Source organism: Methylocystis sp., from assembly GCF_051061225.1.
In the GTDB taxonomy this organism is placed as follows: Bacteria; Pseudomonadota; Alphaproteobacteria; order Rhizobiales; family Beijerinckiaceae; genus Methylocystis.
In genome coordinates this window covers 1-2,242 of record NZ_JBPFEB010000104.1, presented here as the reverse complement: position 1 = coordinate 2,242, position 2,242 = coordinate 1, and the positions used below count along the sequence as shown (strand labels likewise).

At 59.4% G+C, this 2,242-nt stretch carries 4 protein-coding genes; all 4 read right to left on the bottom strand.

Translation table 11 applies throughout. The annotated features are described in order from the left end of the window. Window positions 1-334 (bottom strand): 2Fe-2S iron-sulfur cluster-binding protein (locus ACR652_RS18300; RefSeq protein WP_434507909.1); only part of this gene is annotated, 334 nt, incomplete at its 3' end. A 10-nt stretch (window positions 335-344) separates the two neighbouring features. After that, on the bottom strand, window positions 345-479 hold the full coding sequence (locus ACR652_RS18295) for a hypothetical protein (protein WP_434507908.1): 135 nt from the start codon (window positions 477-479) through the stop codon (window positions 345-347). Further along, entirely contained in the window at window positions 476-769 is a 294-nt protein-coding gene (locus ACR652_RS18290; RefSeq protein ID WP_434507907.1) for a hypothetical protein, read from the bottom strand. The genes ACR652_RS18295 and ACR652_RS18290 overlap by 4 nt, the downstream gene beginning before the upstream one ends. A 15-nt stretch (window positions 770-784) precedes the next feature. Beyond that, window positions 785-1,483: an RNA polymerase sigma factor gene (locus tag ACR652_RS18285; RefSeq protein ID WP_434507906.1), complete on the bottom strand. Its 699-nt coding sequence runs from the start codon at window positions 1,481-1,483 to the stop codon at window positions 785-787. Window positions 1,484-2,242 lie beyond the last annotated feature (759 nt).

The window sequence follows — 2,242 nt, the reverse complement described above, 5'->3', positions numbered from 1 at the left end:
CAAGGCGCAGCCGCACGACGTCGCCAGAAAGGCGATCCATCGAGCGTACGACAGCCTCCGTCCGGGTCCCTGCTTCCTGAGCCGGGACGATGGTCAGAGGCGTATCGGGCACACAGACGCAGGGCAAGAAATAGCCCAGCGCCTTCTGCGCGTCGCTGAGCCCCTTCTGCGCTGCGGTCGGCGGATTGCCATCGACCACGCGATGCAAGCAACTCTGGCAGACCCCGGATCGGCAGGAGTGAGGCGCGTCGATTTCAGCGCGTAGCAGCGCGGAAAGGACGTCCTCCCCCGGCTCGATCTCGATGGCTGCTTCTCGATAAGTGAGCAGCGTCATCGCTTGGGCCTCAGTGGTTCAACACGTCGCTGCGAACCGAATTGGCCAACGCCGCAGCTTCTTGCACTTCCTTTTCAGCGACGCCGAGCTGCCGGAGCGTTCTCGACAGGTCTTCGATCACCGCATCGACATGCGAATCGTTCAAATCCTTGGCGACAAGTCTCTCGTGCGCCTTTCGCATGTCTTTGCCCGTATACTTATTGGGCCGCCAAACGCCATGGTCAAAAAGGATTTTTGCTTTGCGAGCTGGTATTCCATATTCACGCCTTCGAAGAAATGGCGCACCTCCGGAAGGCGCGCAGCGGCGTCCTCGCCGGCAACCTCCAGCTCGGCGTAACGCGGCAATCGCTCGAAATAATCGCTGCACGACAACTCTTCGCCGGCGTTCGCCGCGAAGATGGTGTCGATCAACCGTCCGAACTCTTTCCGTTTCATCCGGGATTCTCGTCGCTAACCATTAGACGCTGTGAAATGAGATTTCTTACTGTCTTCAAAATAGGGCCGCTCGGGATGAGGCGTATCAAAAATAGCGATGAGCTCGCGATGTGTGACGCCCCTTGAGAGCAGAGCCGCCTGGAGGCGCTTGCGCGCATCGTGGATAAGCTTATAGAGGCTATTTCGATTGGTGCCCAGCCATTCGGTGACGAGATCGAGGGGCATTTCCTGGAAGGCGTGCGCGATCAACGCCTTGCGTTGCAAGGGGGTCAGCGCGGTTTCGATCAGCTCGCTCAGCGTCGGCCAAGCTTGTTGCTGCTCGAGACTTCGCTCAGGCCCGGGATTGTCAATCGGCCAATGCGGCATGGCGTCGCCAAGGCGCACTGCTTGGATTGCCGTCGCGCTCCAACGGCGCCGGCGCAGTTCGTTAAGGGTCGCGCGAATAGCGATCGCATAGGTCCATGTCGTGAATTGGCTGTCGCCACGGAATTGGTCCAGCTTTGCCTGAATGAGGAGCACGGACTCCTGTGCGCAGTCTTCCGCCAGATCCTCATAGTCATAGTCAAGGCCGCCGGCGTTACCGGCGCGTTTGCGGGACAGGAAATTGAAAATGGCGCGGCGCAACAATTGCCGCAGCTCTTTGACGGCGTTTTCCTGAGTCTGCCCCGTCTGGCGCAGAGCCGCTAGCCACTCAGTGTTGGATCTTGTCGCCACCGACGCCCCTGGGTTTGACGATCAGCCACACGCTGGGTCCCTTGTAAGCCATGGACAATAGGCAAAGGACGCTAAATTATCTCTAGGCTGCAGCCCAGACGCAAGTCCCCTGCTGTCGATGGTTGCTGGAATTTACAACGCTCAGCCGGGCAGGCGCAAGTCTCATTCGGCTTCTCATGGCGGACCGGCGGTCGGCAGATATGATTTCTTCCTTCAGCCGAAGCCTTTGTCCCGTCGTTCGTAGCAAACAGAGCTTAACCCGCGGGGGAGGCCGCGATCGCCGCCCGCGGGCGGCGCTGCAAAAGTGGCCCACGCGATGGCGCCTTAGCTCTACGTCATGGCGATTCCATGAGCTCCTCTGCTCGGAGATGCGCCGCATCCCCACGCCGCCAGAAGGCGACCATGGTTGGATGTGCGAACCAAACGAAGATGGCCAACAATACGAAGACCACCGCGCCCACCAGAAACGCGTCGTTCAAAGCGAGCAGGGCCGATTGCTCACGCATGAGGTTTGCAGGCCGGCGCATCGCCGTCGAGGAGTTGAGGCCTGCAGCTTCAAGTTTTGCAGTCGTCTGCGCGAATCCTGTGATGCGAACCGCCGCCCACCGAGGTGATCAGCTAGGGTCAGGACCTATTAAATTTGCTTGAGCTATGATTCACAAGGGCTTCTGATTCGAGGAGCCCTTGATGAGCGACTTGTTTTTGCTGAGCGCGCGTCAGATGGCGCGGATATCTCCGTTCTTTCCTCTGGCGCATGGG